The organism is Pseudomonas proteolytica (genome assembly GCF_007858275.1).
In the GTDB taxonomy this organism is placed as follows: Bacteria; Pseudomonadota; Gammaproteobacteria; order Pseudomonadales; family Pseudomonadaceae; genus Aquipseudomonas; species Aquipseudomonas proteolytica.
In genome coordinates, this window is record NZ_VFEV01000021.1 from 86,737 (window position 1) to 102,621 (window position 15,885).

At 58.8% G+C, this 15,885-nt stretch carries 16 protein-coding genes; 15 read left to right on the plus strand and 1 reads right to left on the minus strand.

Annotation, left to right across the window (positions count from 1 at the left end):
• Positions 1-44: 44 nt before the first annotated feature.
• A complete protein-coding gene (gene map, locus FIV38_RS16700; protein ID WP_029297294.1) occupies positions 45-827 on the minus strand; it encodes a type I methionyl aminopeptidase in 783 nt (260 codons plus the stop codon).
• 386 nt (positions 828-1,213) lie between these two features.
• Between map and rpsB the strand changes: the two genes are divergently transcribed.
• From rpsB to rnhB, 15 genes are all read left to right on the plus strand, one after another.
• Entirely contained in the window at positions 1,214-1,954 is a 741-nt protein-coding gene (gene rpsB, locus FIV38_RS16705) for a 30S ribosomal protein S2 (RefSeq protein WP_029297291.1), read from the plus strand.
• Positions 1,955-2,145: 191 nt separating this feature from the next.
• The gene (tsf, locus tag FIV38_RS16710; RefSeq protein WP_092234003.1) at positions 2,146-3,009 is read left to right on the plus strand and encodes a translation elongation factor Ts; all 864 of its coding nucleotides are present in this window, start codon (positions 2,146-2,148) and stop codon (positions 3,007-3,009) included.
• A gap of 211 nt (positions 3,010-3,220) precedes the next feature.
• Positions 3,221-3,964, plus strand: a complete 744-nt coding sequence (gene pyrH / locus FIV38_RS16715; RefSeq protein WP_003172271.1) for a UMP kinase — start codon at positions 3,221-3,223, stop codon at positions 3,962-3,964.
• On the plus strand, positions 3,961-4,518 hold the full coding sequence (frr, locus tag FIV38_RS16720; protein WP_070995741.1) for a ribosome recycling factor: 558 nt from the start codon (positions 3,961-3,963) through the stop codon (positions 4,516-4,518). The genes pyrH and frr overlap by 4 nt, the downstream gene beginning before the upstream one ends.
• A 17-nt stretch (positions 4,519-4,535) precedes the next feature.
• Positions 4,536-5,291, plus strand: a complete 756-nt coding sequence (gene uppS, locus FIV38_RS16725; RefSeq protein ID WP_029297283.1) for a polyprenyl diphosphate synthase — start codon at positions 4,536-4,538, stop codon at positions 5,289-5,291.
• Positions 5,291-6,097 carry a phosphatidate cytidylyltransferase gene (locus tag FIV38_RS16730; RefSeq protein ID WP_092234006.1) on the plus strand — a complete coding sequence of 269 codons (807 nt, stop codon included), beginning with the start codon at positions 5,291-5,293 and terminating at the stop codon, positions 6,095-6,097. Before uppS ends, FIV38_RS16730 begins: the two co-directional genes overlap by 1 nt.
• On the plus strand, positions 6,094-7,284 hold the full coding sequence (gene ispC / locus FIV38_RS16735) for a 1-deoxy-D-xylulose-5-phosphate reductoisomerase (RefSeq protein ID WP_029297278.1): 1,191 nt from the start codon (positions 6,094-6,096) through the stop codon (positions 7,282-7,284). The genes FIV38_RS16730 and ispC overlap by 4 nt, the downstream gene beginning before the upstream one ends.
• 35 nt (positions 7,285-7,319) lie before the next feature.
• Positions 7,320-8,672: a sigma E protease regulator RseP gene (rseP, locus tag FIV38_RS16740; protein ID WP_029297276.1), complete on the plus strand. Its 1,353-nt coding sequence runs from the start codon at positions 7,320-7,322 to the stop codon at positions 8,670-8,672.
• Between the two features lie 74 nt (positions 8,673-8,746).
• Complete coding sequence (gene bamA, locus FIV38_RS16745) at positions 8,747-11,134, plus strand: outer membrane protein assembly factor BamA (protein ID WP_029297274.1); 2,388 nt, start codon at positions 8,747-8,749, stop codon at positions 11,132-11,134.
• 45 nt (positions 11,135-11,179) lie between these two features.
• Positions 11,180-11,683: an OmpH/Skp family outer membrane protein gene (locus FIV38_RS16750; RefSeq protein ID WP_003219314.1), complete on the plus strand. Its 504-nt coding sequence runs from the start codon at positions 11,180-11,182 to the stop codon at positions 11,681-11,683.
• Between the two features lie 3 nt (positions 11,684-11,686).
• On the plus strand, positions 11,687-12,742 hold the full coding sequence (gene lpxD, locus FIV38_RS16755; protein ID WP_070995742.1) for a UDP-3-O-(3-hydroxymyristoyl)glucosamine N-acyltransferase: 1,056 nt from the start codon (positions 11,687-11,689) through the stop codon (positions 12,740-12,742).
• A gap of 110 nt (positions 12,743-12,852) precedes the next feature.
• Positions 12,853-13,293, plus strand: coding sequence for a 3-hydroxyacyl-ACP dehydratase FabZ (gene fabZ, locus FIV38_RS16760; protein ID WP_029297270.1), 441 nt, complete (start codon positions 12,853-12,855; stop codon positions 13,291-13,293).
• Positions 13,290-14,066, plus strand: coding sequence for an acyl-ACP--UDP-N-acetylglucosamine O-acyltransferase (gene lpxA, locus FIV38_RS16765; RefSeq protein WP_029297268.1), 777 nt, complete (start codon positions 13,290-13,292; stop codon positions 14,064-14,066). The genes fabZ and lpxA overlap by 4 nt, the downstream gene beginning before the upstream one ends.
• Positions 14,067-14,068: 2 nt before the next feature.
• Positions 14,069-15,208 carry a lipid-A-disaccharide synthase gene (gene lpxB / locus FIV38_RS16770; protein WP_092234009.1) on the plus strand — a complete coding sequence of 380 codons (1,140 nt, stop codon included), beginning with the start codon at positions 14,069-14,071 and terminating at the stop codon, positions 15,206-15,208.
• The gene (gene rnhB, locus FIV38_RS16775; RefSeq protein ID WP_029297264.1) at positions 15,205-15,837 is read left to right on the plus strand and encodes a ribonuclease HII; all 633 of its coding nucleotides are present in this window, start codon (positions 15,205-15,207) and stop codon (positions 15,835-15,837) included. Before lpxB ends, rnhB begins: the two co-directional genes overlap by 4 nt.
• The last annotated feature ends 48 nt before the right edge of the window (positions 15,838-15,885 follow it).

Consider the following 15,885-nt stretch of genomic DNA (forward strand, 5'->3'; position numbering starts at 1 on the left):
GTGTAGGTCGCAACGTTGCTAATCCGGAAAGCCCGCTGCAAACATCAGGCCGAAACGCGGGGGATCGTGTCGTCGGCGCGCAGGGTGAAGATCTCATAGCCGGTGTCGGTGACCAGCAGGGTGTGTTCCCACTGTGCCGAGAGCTTGCGGTCCTTGGTGATGGCGGTCCAGCCGTCGCCCAGTACCTTGGTGTCGGCCTTGCCCTGGTTGATCATCGGCTCGATGGTGAAGGTCATGCCTGCCTTGAGCTCCATACCGGTGCCGGCACGGCCGTAGTGCAGGATCTGTGGCTCTTCGTGGAACACTTTGCCGATGCCGTGGCCGCAGAATTCGCGGACCACCGAAAACCCGTTCTTTTCAGCGTGCTTCTGGATCACTTCGCCGATGTCACCCAGGCGGCAGCCCGGCTTGACCAGTTCAATGGCCTTGTACATGCATTCCTGGGTGACCTGGGACAGGCGCTCGGCCCAGACCGGGACGTTGCCGACGTGGAACATACGGCTGGTGTCGCCGTGGTAGCCGTCCTTGATCACGGTGACGTCGATGTTCAGGGTGTCACCGTCTTTGAGCGGCTTGTCGCCCGGGATGCCGTGGCAGACCACGTGGTTGATCGAGGTGCAGATCGACTTGGGGAAGCCTTTGTAGTTCAGCGGCGCGGGGATGGCTTTCTGCACGTCGACAATATAGTCATGGCAGATGCGGTCCAGGGCTTCAGTGGTCACGCCGGGCTTGACGTGTTCGGCAATCATTTCCAGCACGTCTGCAGCCAGTTTGCCGGCAACGCGCATGCCTGCGATATCTTCGGCGGTTTTCAGGGTAACGGTCATACAGGCTCTCTCTAGCGCGACGCGCTGAAATCAATACGGTTTACGGGCGTGCGACAAAAAGGTGCAGCGTTCGCACAAGCCCAAAAAACGCGATTCTAACAGACGCAAGGTATAAACCATGAGTGTCTGGCTATCGCTTCTCTCTATAAGGTGCGGGTATTTTCACCCGATTCAATGGCTTGGGTGGCAGTGACGGCAAGCAAATGCGATTGCGGGTTTCGTTTTTGTCGTTGCTGTGGTATAAAATGCGCCGCTTTCCGGGGATACCCCGCAAAGCTTAAATCCACACACGTGTCGACACGATGACCTGGGTGCCGGAGGCCTTGAAGCCGCTGGTTGGTCATTGGGATACGTGGAGGCCAAACCCGACTTATTAAGGAACTATCATGTCCCAAGTCAACATGCGCGATATGCTGAAGGCCGGTGTGCACTTCGGTCACCAGACCCGTTACTGGAACCCGAAAATGGGTAAATACATTTTCGGCGCGCGTAACAAGATCCACATTATCAACCTTGAAAAAACCCTGCCAATGTTCAACGAAGCTCTGACTTTCGTAGAGCGCCTGGCCCAGGGCAAAAACAAGATTCTGTTCGTCGGCACCAAGCGTTCCGCTGGCAAGATCGTTGCTGAAGAAGCAGCACGTTGCGGTTCGCCGTACGTCGATCACCGCTGGTTGGGCGGCATGCTGACCAACTTCAAAACCATCCGTGCTTCCATCAAGCGTCTGCGTGACCTTGAAGTGCAAGCCGAAGACGGTACTTTCGCCAAGCTGACCAAGAAAGAAGCGCTGATGCGCTCCCGTGACCTGGAAAAGCTCGATCGTTCCCTGGGTGGTATCAAGGACATGGGCGGTCTGCCTGACGCACTGTTCGTTATCGACGTTGATCACGAGCGCATCGCGATCACCGAAGCCAACAAGCTGGGCATCCCGGTTATCGGCGTAGTCGATACCAACAGCAGCCCGGAAGGCGTTGACTACATCATCCCAGGCAACGATGACGCAATCCGCGCTATCCAGCTGTACATGGGTTCGATGGCTGACGCTGTAATCCGTGGCCGCAACAATGTTGGCGGCGGCACCGTAGAGTTCGCTGCTGAAGAAGCACCGGTCGCTGCAGCTGAGTAATTGACGCCCTGGCGTTGACTCAGTAAGCAAAAAGGGGGCTTGGCCCCCTTTTTGCCACCTCGAAAACCATTTGTGAGCGGCACAGCTACAGCATCTGTAACGTGCAGCGGTTAACAAGGGTGGTTCGGGAAGAATTGATCGCCCGTTTGATCGGGTGGAATGGTTGAAAACCTATCCAAGAGGATTTTGAAATGGCAGAGATTACTGCAGCGTTGGTTAAAGAACTGCGTGAGCGTACCGGCGAAGGCATGATGGATTGCAAAAAGGCCTTGACCAAGGCCGGCGGCGACATCGAAAAAGCCATCGACGACATGCGTGCTTCGGGCGCGATCAAGGCTGCCAAGAAAGCAGGCAACGTAGCTGCTGAAGGCGCTATCGCTTTGAAAGAAGACGGCAAGTCCGCCGTTCTGCTGGAAGTGAACTCGCAGACCGACTTCCTGGCTCTGCAGGACGACTTCAAGGCATTTGTTGCTGCTAGCGTTGAAAAAGCGTTCGCCGACAAACTGACTGACGTCGCTCCGCTGATCGCCGCTCAAGAAGCCGATCGCCTGGTACTGGTCGGCAAGGTTGGCGAAAACGTCAACATCCGTCGCCTGGTACGTGTTGAAGGTGATGTTGTTGGTGGTTACCTGCACGGTAACAAGATCGGTGTTGCAGTTGTCCTCAAGGGCGGCAACGTTGAGCTGGCCAAAGACATCGCTATGCACGTAGCGGCCAGCAACCCTGAGTTCCTGCTGCCTTCGGAAGTTTCTGCCGAAGCGATCGAGCGTGAAAAGGCTGTGTTCCTGCAGCTGAACGAAGAAAAAATCAAAGGCAAGCCAGAAAACATTGTTGAGAACATGGTCAAAGGCCGTATCAGCAAGTTCCTGGCCGAAGCAAGCCTGGTTGAGCAGGCGTTCGTCAAGAACCCTGAAATCAAGGTTGGCGAACTGGCCAAGAAAGCCGGTGCTGAAATCGTTTCCTTCACCTACTTCAAAGTAGGCGACGGTATCGAGAAGCCGGTCGACAACTTCGCTGAAGAAGTTGCTGCCCAGCTGGCTGCCGCCAAGCAATAAGACAGTTTTCAACTGTCGCCCAAGAGAGGCTGCCCGCTCACGCGCGCAGCCTCTTTTCAAATGGGATGCTCAATTTTATTTGGCTTCCCTTTGGAACTGGCTTACAAAGCCGTGTTCCGATGGCGCTGTGACAGCGTCCAGCTAGAGTGAACGCAAGCCGTAAACGGCTCGCCAAGAATTTTTTAAAAATACGCCGCAGGAGAGATTCGCAATGGCTCAGCAGGGCAGTGGTTATCAGGCTCGCTATAAACGCATTCTACTCAAGCTTAGCGGCGAGGCCCTGATGGGCTCGGAAGAGTTCGGGATCGATCCCAAAGTGCTTGACCGCATGGCATTGGAAGTCGGCCAACTGGTCGGCATCGGTGTCCAGGTCGGCCTGGTGATTGGTGGTGGCAACCTGTTCCGTGGTGCAGCGCTCAGTGCGGCTGGCATGGATCGGGTCACAGGCGACCACATGGGCATGCTGGCCACTGTGATGAACGCCCTGGCCATGCGTGATGCCCTGGAGCGTGCCAATATCTCGGCCATTGTGATGTCGGCCATCTCGATGGTTGGTGTGACCGATCATTACGACCGTCGCAAAGCCATGCGTCACCTGAACGCCAAAGAGGTGGTGATCTTTGCCGCCGGTACCGGCAACCCGTTCTTCACCACCGACTCGGCGGCCTGCCTGCGCGCCATCGAAATCGATGCTGACGTGGTGCTCAAGGCCACCAAGGTTGACGGTGTCTACACTGCCGACCCATTCAAAGACCCGCATGCCGAGAAGTTCGATCATCTGACTTATGATGAAGTACTGGATCGCAAGCTGGGTGTTATGGATCTGACGGCAATCTGCCTGTGCCGCGACCACAAGATGCCGCTGCGCGTATTTAACATGAACAAGCCCGGCGCCCTGCTGAATATCGTACACGGCGGCGCAGAAGGGACTCTGATCGAGGAAGGCCAACAATGATCAACGAAATCAAGAAAGACGCCCAAGCGCGTATGCACAAATCCCTGGAGTCTCTGAGCCATGCATTCGGCCAGATTCGTACCGGCAAGGCCCACCCAAGCATCCTGGGTAGCGTGATGGTGCCTTACTACGGTTCCGACACTCCGCTGAGCGGCGTGGCCAACGTGACCGTGAAAGACTCGCGCACCCTGCAGGTCGTGGCGTTCGAGCGCAATATGCTCGCTGCCGTCGACAAGGCCATCCAGAGCGCCGGCCTGAACCTCAACCCGACCAACCTGGGCGAGCTGCTGCTGATCTCCATGCCTGCGCTGACCGAAGAAACCCGTAAGGGCTTCACCAAGCAGGCGCGTAGCGCTGCGGAAGATGCTCGTGTTGCCGTGCGTAACATTCGCCGTGACGCCTTGGGTGACCTGAAAAAACTGGTCAAGGACAAGGAAATCAGCGAAGACGAAGAGCGTCGTGCAATCGCTGATATCGATAAGCTGACCAAGGAATCCGAGGCCCTGATCACCAAGGCCACGGAAGAGAAAGAAAAGGACCTGATGGCCGTATAAGGGGTCAGGACGCTTTCATGGAAAAGACCAAGCAGACTGTGCCCTCCGTGGTGCCGCGCCATGTCGCGATCATCATGGATGGGAATAATCGCTGGGCGAAAAAACGCTTTATGCCGGGTGTCGCCGGGCATAAAGCGGGTGTCGATGCGGTACGGGCCGTGATCGAGGTGTGTGCCGAGGCCAAGGTCGAGGTATTGACCTTGTTTGCCTTCTCCAGTGAAAACTGGCAACGGCCGGCCGACGAAGTCAGCGCCTTGATGGACCTGTTCTTCAAGGCCTTGCGTCGCGAGGCCAAGCGTCTCAACGACAACAACATCAGCCTGCGTATCATCGGCGACCGCTCGCGGTTCCATCCGGAACTGCAGGCGGCCATGCGTGAAGCCGAGGCGATCACCGCCGGTAGCAATCGCTTTGTCCTGCAAATCGCTGCCAATTACGGCGGGCAATGGGATATCGCCCAGGCCGCACAGCGTCTGGCGCGTGAAGTGCAGGCCGGCCATCTGCGACCGGAAGACATCACGCCCGAGTTGTTGCAAACCTGCCTGGTGACGGGTGACCTGCCGTTACCGGATCTATGCATCCGTACCGGGGGTGAACACCGCATCAGCAATTTCCTGTTGTGGCAGTTGGCCTATACCGAGCTGTACTTCTCCGACCTGTTCTGGCCGGACTTCAAACACGATGCCATGCGTAATGCACTGGCCGATTTCGCTTCCCGTCAGCGTCGCTTCGGTAAAACGAGCGAGCAGATCGAAGCTGGAGCCCGGGTTTAATGCTTAAACAACGAATCATCACGGCACTGATCCTGCTGCCGATCGCCCTGTGCGGGTTTTTCCTGCTTGAAGGCGCAGGCTTTGCGCTGTTCATTGGCCTGGTCGTGACCCTGGGCGCCTGGGAATGGGCGCGCCTGGCAGGGTTTGCCGAGCAGTTGCCGCGGGTGGTGTATGCCGCCGTGGTCGCGTTGCTGCTGTTCCTGATGTACATCCTGCCGGATGTTGCACCCTGGGTACTCGGGGCGGCGGTACTGTGGTGGGCGTTGGCAACATTCCTTGTATTGACCTACCCGCGCACCAGTGGCAAGTGGTCCAGTGTCGCCTGCAAGCTGGTGATCGGCCTGCTGATCCTGCTGCCAGCCTGGCAGGGCCTGGTCTATATCAAGCATATGGCCTTGGGCAACTGGTTGATCATGGCGGTGATGGTGCTGGTCTGGGGCGCGGATATCGGTGCGTATTTCTCCGGCCGTGCCTTTGGCAAGCGCAAGCTGGCCCCGGCGGTCAGTCCCGGCAAGAGCTGGGAAGGGGTGTACGGCGGGCTGGCGTTGACGTTGTTGATTACCTTGGTGGTCGGCGTTGTGCGCGAGTGGGAAACCAAGCAAATCCTCGTGGCCCTGATCGGCGCGGCAGTGGTGGTGCTGATCTCGGTGGTCGGCGACCTGACCGAAAGCATGTTCAAGCGCCAGGCTGGCATCAAGGACAGCAGTAACCTGCTGCCGGGCCATGGCGGCGTGCTGGACCGCATTGACAGCCTGACGGCGGCGATCCCGGTATTTGCCGTGCTGTTGTGGATGGCTGCTTCGTGAGCCGCCTACAGCAGGTGACAGTGCTGGGCGCAACCGGCTCGGTGGGCTTAAGCACCCTGGACGTGATTGCCCGTCACCCCGAGCGCTACCAGGTATTCGCCCTGACCGGCTTCAGCCGCTTGAGCGAGCTGCTGGCGCTGTGCGTGCGGTACGTGCCGCAGTTCGCAGTGGTACCGGATGCCGTTGCTGCCCGTGGCTTGCAGGACGACCTGCGGGCTGCCGGCCTGGGCACCCAGGTGTTGGTCGGCGAGGAGGGCTTGTGCCAGGTGTCCGCTGCGCCTGAAGTGGATACCGTGGTTGCCGCCATTGTCGGTGCCGCGGGCCTGCGGCCAACCCTGGCGGCGGTCGATGCTGGCAAGAAGATCCTGTTGGCCAATAAAGAGGCGCTGGTGATGTCCGGCGCGCTGTTTATGCAGGCGGTGCGCAAAAGTGGCGCCGTACTGTTGCCGCTGGACAGCGAGCACAATGCGATTTTCCAGTGCATGCCGGGCGACTTTGCCCGCGGCCTGAGCCAGGTGGGTGTAAGGCGCATCCTGCTGACCGCGTCCGGTGGTCCGTTCCGCCAGACACCGTTGGCCGAGCTGGAACACGTTTCTCCCGATCAGGCCTGTGCCCATCCCAACTGGTCGATGGGGCGCAAGATCTCGGTGGATTCGGCGAGCATGATGAATAAGGGCCTTGAGCTGATCGAAGCCTGCTGGCTGTTTGACGCCCGGGCCGAGCAGGTCGAGGTGGTGATTCATCCGCAAAGCGTGATTCACTCCCTGGTCGACTATGTGGATGGTTCGGTGCTGGCCCAGTTGGGCAACCCGGACATGCGCACGCCGATTGCCAATGCCCTGGCATGGCCCGAACGCATCGACTCAGGTGTGGCACCCCTGGATCTGTTTGCCATTGCACGCCTGGATTTCGAAGCGCCGGATGATCAGCGTTTCCCTTGCCTGCGCCTGGCGCGTGAAGCGGCAGAGGCGGGCAACAGCGCTCCGGCGATGTTGAATGCGGCCAATGAGGTCGCGGTTGCCGCGTTTCTTGATCGGCGCATCCGCTTCCCACAGATCGCGAGTATCATCGAGGAAATTTTAAGTCTCGAGCCGGTGGTTGCCGTGAATGATTTGGGCGCCGTGTTCGAGGCCGATGCCAAGGCCCGGGTCTTGGCCGAGCAATGGTTGAAACGCCACGCAGGTTAGTCGGCAGGCGCGGGATTGGAATGCGGAGAAATTAGATGAGTGCGCTCTACATGATTGTCGGCACCCTGGTTGCTCTGGGTGTGCTGGTCACTTTTCACGAGTTTGGTCATTTTTGGGTGGCGCGTCGTTGTGGCGTCAAAGTCCTGCGTTTTTCCGTGGGTTTCGGCATGCCGCTGCTGCGCTGGCATGACCGGCGTGGCACCGAATTCGTGATTGCCGCGATTCCTCTGGGCGGCTACGTCAAGATGCTCGACGAGCGCGAAGGCGAAGTACCGGCCGATCAGTTGGATCAATCTTTCAATCGCAAGACCGTTCGTCAGCGTATCGCTATCGTGGCTGCCGGCCCGATCGCCAACTTCCTGCTGGCCATGGTGTTCTTCTGGGTCCTGGCAATGCTGGGCAGCCAGCAGGTACGCCCGGTCATCGGTGCGGTGGAGGCGGGCAGTATTGCCGCCAAGGCCGGCTTGAGCGCCGGCCAGGAAATCGTCGCCATTGATGGTGAGCCGACCACGGGTTGGGGCGCGGTCAATCTGCAATTGGTCCGGCGCCTGGGCGAAAGTGGCACGGTGCAGTTGGTGGTGCGCGAACAGGACTCGACAGCCGAGACGCCGCGCGAGCTGGTGTTGGACAAGTGGCTCAAGGGCGCCGACGAGCCTGACCCGATCAAGTCCCTGGGTATTCGTCCGTGGCGCCCGGCACTGCCGCCGGTATTGGCAGAACTCGATCCCAAGGGCCCGGCCCAGGCTGCCGGCCTGAAGACCGGTGACCGCTTGCTGGCCCTTGATGGCCAGGCACTGGGTGACTGGCAGCAAGTGGTCGATCTGGTTCGTGTACGTCCTGATACGAAAATTGTGCTGAAAGTCGAGCGCGACGGTGCTCAAATCGACGTCCCTGTCACCCTCGCGGTGCGCGGGGAGGCCAAAGCAGCCGGCGGGTATCTGGGGGCCGGGGTCAAAGGTGTCGAATGGCCGCCATCGATGGTGAGAGAGGTCAGTTTCGGGCCATTGGCGGCAATTGGGGAGGGTGCGCGACGCACTTGGACCATGAGCGTACTGACCCTCGATTCGCTGAAGAAAATGTTGTTCGGCGAGCTCTCGGTAAAAAACTTGAGTGGACCGATAACCATTGCTAAAGTGGCGGGCGCTTCTGCCCAGTCGGGTGTTGCTGATTTCCTGAATTTCCTGGCTTATCTGAGTATTAGCCTTGGGGTTCTGAATTTGTTGCCCATTCCAGTATTGGATGGGGGGCATCTGTTGTTTTATCTCGTCGAGTGGGTGCGTGGTCGCCCCTTGTCGGATCGGGTGCAGGGTTGGGGGATACAGATCGGTATCAGTTTGGTGGTCGGGGTGATGTTGTTAGCTCTGGTCAACGATCTGGGACGTCTGTAACGCTTCGCTGAATTGCGAATCTGCCGCATTTTGCGGCAGTTTGTTTATTGCCAGTTGGAATAAGAAAGGACTTCATGAAACGTCTGCTGCTAACTGCGGTTCTCACCGTATTGATGATCGCCGAAGTTCACGCCGAGTCCTTCACCATCTCCGATATTCGCGTCAACGGCCTCCAGCGGGTTTCCGCGGGTAGCGTGTTTGGCGCCTTGCCGTTGAACGTTGGGGAACAGGCTGACGACCGTCGCCTGGTGGAATCCACTCGTGCGCTGTTCAAAACCGGCTTCTTTCAAGATATCCAACTGGGTCGTGAAGGCAACGTCCTGGTCATCACTGTCGTCGAGCGACCTTCTGTCGCCAGTATCGAGATCGAAGGCAACAAGGCGATCTCTACTGAAGACTTGATGAAAGGTCTCAAGCAATCCGGCCTGGCCGAAGGCGAGATCTTCCAGCGAGCCACCCTCGAAGGCGTGCGTAACGAACTGCAGCGTCAGTACGTGGCCCAGGGCCGCTACTCCGCCTCCGTGGAAACCGAAGTGGTGCCGCAGCCGCGCAACCGTGTCGGCCTGAAGGTCAACATCAACGAAGGCACCGTGGCGGCGATCCAGCACATCAACGTGGTGGGCAACACCAAGTTCGCTGACGAAGACCTGATCGACCTGTTCGAACTCAAGACCACCAACTGGCTGTCGTTCTTCAAGAACGACGACAAGTACGCCCGTGAAAAGCTTTCCGGCGACCTGGAGCGTCTGCGCTCCTACTACCTGGACCGCGGCTATATCAACATGGATATCGCTTCGACCCAGGTGTCCATCACCCCGGACAAGAAGCACGTGTACATCACGGTCAACGTCAACGAAGGCGAGAAGTATCGCGTTCGTGACGTGAAGCTCAGCGGCGACCTGAAAGTGCCTGAAGACCAGGTCAAGTCCCTCCTGCTGGTCCAGAAGGACCAGGTGTTCTCGCGCAAGCTGATGACCACCACTTCCGAATTGATCACCCGTCGCCTGGGTAACGAAGGCTATACCTTCGCCAACGTCAACGGCGTGCCGACCCCACATGATGATGACCACACCGTGGACATCACCTTTGTCGTCGATCCAGGCAAGCGTGCCTACGTCAACCGCATCAACTTCCGTGGCAACACCAAGTCCGAGGACGAAGTGCTGCGTCGCGAAATGCGCCAGATGGAAGGTGGCTGGGCTTCGACCTACCTGATCGACCAGTCCAAGACCCGTCTTGAGCGCCTGGGCTTCTTCAAGGAAGTGAACGTCGAGACCCCGGCCGTACCGGGTGTGGATGACCAGGTCGATGTGAACTACGCCGTCGAAGAGCAGGCATCCGGCTCGATCACCGCCAGTGTCGGTTTTGCACAGAGTGCTGGCCTGATCCTCGGTGGCTCGATCACCCAGAACAACTTCCTGGGTACCGGTAACAAGGTTTCCATTGGCCTGACTCGCAGTGAATACCAGAGCCGCTACAACTTCGGTTATGTGGACCCCTACTGGACTGCTGACGGTGTGAGCCTGGGCTACAACGCCTTCTACCGCACCACCGACTACAAAGACCTCGACGTCGACGTTGCAAGCTATGCGATCGACAGCCTGGGTGCCGGTGTCAACGTGGGCTACCCGATCAGTGAGACCTCGCGTCTGACCTTCGGCCTGACCGCGCAGCAGGATGAGATCAAGACCGGTGTCTACACCGTGGACGAGATCTTCGACTTCACCCGCCGCGAAGGTGACAAGTTCCTCAACTTCAAGGCCTCGGCCGGTTGGTCCGAGTCCACGCTGAACAAAGGCGTGCTGGCCACCCGTGGTCACTCCCAGAGCTTGACCCTGGAAGCCACCACCCCAGGTAGCGACCTGTCGTTCTTCAAACTCGACTACCGTGGTCAGTTGTTCACGCCGTTGAGCGATAACTACACCATGCGCCTGCACACGGAATTGGGCTATGGTGATGGCTACGGCTCGACCGATGGCCTGCCGTTCTACGAGAACTACTACGCCGGTGGCTTCAACTCCGTACGTGGCTTCAAGGACAGCACCCTGGGTCCTCGTGGTACGCCGAGCCGTGGTGTTGCCGAAACCGGTAACGTCGGCACTGTGCGTGACTCGGACAATGACCCGCTGCCGTTCGGTGGTAACGTGTTGATTCAAGGTGGTGCGGAAATTCTCTTCCCGCTGCCGTTCGTCAAGGACCAGCGCTCCCTGCGGACCTCGGTCTTCTGGGATGTGGGTAACGTATTCGACTCCAAGTGCGAGCAGATTCGTAACCCGAGTGGCTTGAAGTCCAACACCCAGTGCAACGACGTCAGCCTGAGCAATCTGGCCAGCTCCGTGGGTGTAGGTGTGACCTGGATTACTGCCCTGGGTCCATTGAGCTTCGCCTTGGCGATGCCAATCAAGAAACCGGATAACGCTGAAACCCAGATTTTCCAATTTTCCCTCGGCCAGACGTTCTAAGCGTCCGACCCAAGATAACGACAACGGATTCTGTAGGAGTGCATCGTGCGTAAGTTGACTCAATTGGTTCTTCTGGCAACCGTGCTGGTCGCAACCCCGGCGTTTGCCGAAATGAAAATCGCCGTCCTGAACTATCAGATGGCCCTGCTGGAATCCGATGCGGCCAAGAAGTACGCCGTGGATGCCGAGAAAAAATTCGGTCCGCAACTGACCAAACTCAAGACCCTGGAAAGCAGTGCCAAGGGCATCCAGGATCGCCTGGTCGCCGGTGGTGACAAAATGCAGCAAGGCGAGCGCGAGCGTCTGGAGCTTGAGTTCAAGCAAAAGGCCCGTGACTATCAGTTCCAGTCCAAGGAACTGAACGAGGCCAAGGCTGTTGCTGACCGTGAAATGCTCAAGCAACTGAAGCCAAAACTCGACAGCGCTGTGGAAGAAGTCATCAAGAAAGGTGCCTTTGACCTGGTCTTCGAGCGTGGCGCCGTGATCGACGTCAAGCCTCAATACGACATCACCCGCCAGGTGATCGAGCGCATGAACCAGCTGAAGTAAGCCATGACCGCGACTATCAAACTCGGCGAGTTGGCCGAGTTCCTGGGGGCCACCTTGCGTGGCTCCAAGGAGAAGGAAATCACTGGGCTAGCCACCTTGCAGGAGGCTGGCCCAGCTCAGTTGAGCTTCCTTGCAAATCCCCAATACCGTAAATACCTGGGCGACAGCCAGGCTGCAGCAGTATTGCTGAAGGCCGCTGACGCCGAGACGTTTGCCGGGGATGCGCTGGTGGTGCCCGACCCTTACGCTGCTTACGCGCGGGTTTCCCATCTGTTCGACCCCAAGCCCAAGGCCGCCCCAGGCATTCATCCGTCTGCGGTGATTGCCGACGACGCACAGGTTGATCCTGCGGCGAGCATTGGTGCTTTCGCGGTGATCGAGAGCGGTGCGCGCATTGGTGCAGGCGTGACGGTTGGTGCCCATTGCTTTATCGGTGCCCGCAGCGAAATCGCCGCAGGTGGCTGGCTCGCACCACGCGTGACCCTTTACCACGATGTGCGTATCGGGCAGCGGGTGGTGATTCAGTCGGGTGCCGTGATCGGTGGCGAGGGCTTCGGCTTCGCCAACGAGAAAGGCATCTGGCAGAAGATTGCCCAGGTCGGCGGTGTGTTGATCGGTGATGATGTGGAGATTGGCGTCAACACTGCCGTTGATCGCGGGGCCCTGGCCGATACCGTGATTGGCAATGGTGTGAAGCTCGACAACCAGATCCAGATCGCCCACAACGTGCAGATTGGCGATCACACGGCCATGGCGGCGTGCGTCGGCATCTCCGGCAGCACCAAGATCGGCAAGCATTGCATGCTGGCCGGCGGTGTCGGTTTGGTGGGCCATATTGAAGTCTGCGACAACGTATTCATTACCGGCATGACCATGGTGACCCATTCGATTACCGAGCCTGGGGCCTATTCTTCCGGTACGGCGATGCAACCCGCGGCTGAGTGGCGCAAGAGCGCGGCCCGTTTAAGGCAGCTCGACGACATGGCGCGGCGCCTGAAACATCTGGAAAAGCGTGTTGGGGACGTGACCCCTGGCAGTAATGTTTCATCAGATGGCTGATACCATTTCCATATCAAGTGTGCACAGCAGCTAGACTGCCTTCTTGATTTGCTAGAGGGGCGTGCCTTAGTCCGCGCGCCCCCAATCTTTATTACAGGCTTCCCCCCGAAATGATGGACATCAACGAGATTCGCGAATACCTGCCTCACCGTTACCCGTTCCTGCTGGTGGACCGTGTAGTGGAGCTGAATGTTGAGGAAAAGCGCATTCGTGCCTACAAGAATGTCAGCATCAATGAACCATTTTTCAATGGTCACTTCCCCGCGCATCCAATCATGCCGGGCGTATTGATCATCGAGGCGATGGCGCAGGCCGCTGGCATCCTGGGTTTTAAAATGCTCGACCTGAAGCCTGCCGATGGCACGCTTTACTATTTCGTGGGCTCCGACAAGCTGCGTTTCCGCAACCCGGTCACCCCAGGCGACCAGTTGATCCTGGAAGCCAAGTTCGTGAGCTGCAAGCGCCAGATCTGGAAATTCGAATGCCAGGCCTCCGTTGACGGCAAGCCTGTGTGCTCCGCCGAAATCATCTGTGCGGAACGCAAACTATGAGTTTGATTGACCCTCGCGCAATCATCGATCCGACGGCCGTGCTGGCCGCCGACGTTGAGGTCGGCCCTTGGTCGATCATCGGCGCAGGTGTGGAAATCGGCGAGGGGACAGTCATCGGGCCACACGTGATCCTCAAGGGTCCGACCCGCATTGGCAAACACAACCGCATCTACCAGTTTTCCTCGGTAGGCGAAGACACGCCGGACATGAAGTACAAGGGTGAAGAAACCCGCCTGGTAATCGGTGATCACAACATCATTCGTGAAGGCGTGACCATTCATCGTGGCACTGTGCAGGACCGGGCAGAAACCACCCTGGGCGATCACAACCTGGTGATGGCCTACGCGCACATCGGCCACGACAGCGTGATTGGCAACCACTGCATCCTGGTCAATAACACCGCGCTGGCCGGCCATGTACATGTTGACGACTGGGCGATCCTGTCCGGTTTCACCCTGGTGCATCAGTACTGCCATATCGGCGCTCACAGCTTTTCCGGCATGGGTACTGCTATTGGCAAGGATGTCCCGGCGTTCGTCACGGTATTTGGCAACCCAGCCGAAGCCCGCAGCATGAACTTCGAAGGCATGCGCCGACGTGGTTTCAGCGAAGAAGCGATCCACGCCCTGCGTCGCGCCTACAAGGTGGTCTATCGCCAGGGGCTGACGGTTGACCAGGCCCTGGGCGAGTTGGCCGAGCCGGCGGCGCTGTTTCCCGAAGTTGCCATATTCCGTGATTCGATCCAGGCATCGACTCGCGGCATCACCCGCTGATCATGGCCACGCTGCGTATAGCATTGGTGGCCGGAGAAGCTTCCGGCGATATCTTGGGCGCGGGCCTGATGCGCGCTATCAAGGCGCAGCATCCAGCGGTGGAATTCATCGGGGTCGGTGGCCCATTGATGCAGGCTGAAGGTCTGACTTCCTACTTTCCCATGGAGCGGTTGTCGGTCATGGGGCTGGTGGAAGTATTGGGGCGTCTGCGCGAGCTACTGGCTCGGCGCAAACTGCTGATCCAGACCCTGATTGCAGAAAAACCGGACGTCTTTATCGGTATCGACGCCCCGGACTTTACCCTCAATATCGAACTCAAACTGCGTCAGGCCGGAATCAAGACCGTTCATTACGTCAGCCCCTCCGTGTGGGCATGGCGGCAGAAGCGTGTCTTGAAAATCCGCGAAGGCTGCGACCTGATGCTGACCCTGTTGCCTTTCGAGGCGCGATTCTACGAAGAGCAGGGCGTGCCGGTAAGGTTTGTCGGCCATACCCTGGCCGATACCATCCCGCTGCAGGCTGACCGTGCCGCCGCCCGCGCCGAATTGGGGCTGCCCGACGGGCCGTTGGTGGCGTTGATGCCTGGCAGTCGTGGCGGTGAAGTCGGGCGCCTGGGCGCATTGTTTTTCGATGCGGCCGAGCGCCTGTTGGCCTTGAAGCCGGGTGTGCGGTTTGTGCTGCCGTGCGCCAGCCCGCAGCGGCGCGCACAGATCGAAGCCTTGCTGGTGGGGCGCGACCTGCCGTTGACGCTGCTCGACGGCGGTTCGCACCTGGCCCTGGCTGCGTGTGATGCGGTGTTGATCGCTTCCGGTACGGCCACGCTGGAAGCGTTGCTCTACAAGCGCCCCATGGTCGTTGCCTATCGATTGGCACCGCTGACCTACTGGATTCTCAAGCGCATGGTCAAAAGTCCCTACATCTCCTTGCCCAACTTGCTTGCCCAGCGTTTGTTGGTACCGGAGTTGCTACAGGACGCTGCGACGCCCGAAGCATTGGCCCAGACCATTGCGCTGTTGATCGACGGCGGCGAAGAGCAGACCCGTGGGTTTGACGAAATTCACCGTACCTTGCGCCGTGATGCGTCGAACCAGGCAGCAGATGCTGTATTGACGTTGATCGGCCGCCAGCAGGAAACCCTATGAAGACGCAAATGGGCCTGGATTTCAGCCTGGTCGCTCAAACACACGAATTGGTCGCCGGTGTCGATGAAGTAGGGCGCGGCCCGCTGTGTGGCGCGGTGGTGACTGCGGCGGTGATTCTTGACCCGAGTCGCCCGATTCTCGGCCTCAACGATTCGAAGAAGCTCACCGAAGCCCGTCGTGAAAAGCTTTTTGACGAAATTTGCGAAAAGGCCCTTAGTTGGCATATCGCCAGGGCTGAGGTCGAGGAAATCGACGAGCTGAATATTCTCCATGCCACGATGCTGGCCATGCAACGCGCCGTCGAGGGCCTGCACATCACCCCGAAGCTGGCGATGATCGACGGTAATCGCTGCCCGAAGTTGGCGATGCCCGCCGAAGCAGTGGTCAAGGGGGATAGCAAGGTTCCGGCGATTGCCGCCGCATCGATCCTGGCCAAGGTCAGTCGCGACCGTGAAATGGCGGCGTTCGAGTTGATCTATCCGGGCTATGGCATCGGTGGCCACAAAGGCTACCCGACGCCCGTTCATCTGGAAGCCCTGGCGCGATTGGGCCCGACACCGATCCACCGCCGCTCGTTCGCCCCGGTCCGCCAGGCTTACGAGGTGCGCGAAAGCCTGGTCGAGATTTAGGCGCAGGCTGATGTTTTACTCAAGGCCCGGTACAATCCGGGCCTTGTT